Genomic DNA, 487 nt, shown 5'->3' with positions numbered 1-487 from the left:
ATCTTTCGCCAGAAGCATGCTCAGCAACGTATCGCGCACTTCAGTCGATTTCTCTGACAGTTGGGCATCAAATAAAGTAGCTCCATCACCAAGGTTTGGTATCTCAATAATCTCTTTAAAGAACCGGTAGTAGTCGCGAAATTCCGGCACCCATTCACAGTCAAAACTAAAGCGCTCTTGATCCGTGCCAAACACGTGATTTTCCAGCTCTTTATTTAAGCTATCAAGTACACGTTTTCCTTCATTAATCGCTTGATAAATCGAATGACAGAGATTCGTCACAAATGCCGTATTAAAGCTCTCTTTTAAACTTTCGAGCTCTTCGTGCTTACCTGCCAACACATTATTCTTCAGTGCGTTGTATACGGACTCGACTTGACGGGCGACACCTACAATTGATTTGAAGTATTCGCGGTCATGCTTGTCACCATAGGTATCAATGACAGCGATATGGTTAAAGGTACTGTTATGCAGATTGTGATCTCTA

Annotated in this window: 1 pseudogene; it reads right to left on the bottom strand. The window is 42.3% G+C overall.

Annotated features, from left to right (window positions below):
- A pseudogene (locus tag A3751_RS23210) lies at positions 1-487 on the bottom strand (hypothetical protein); the annotation flags it as partial.

It is taken from the genome of Oleiphilus sp. HI0080, assembly GCF_001635135.1.
The sequence above is the reverse complement of the archived record's forward strand: the minus strand, read 5'-3'. Positions and strand labels throughout refer to the sequence as shown.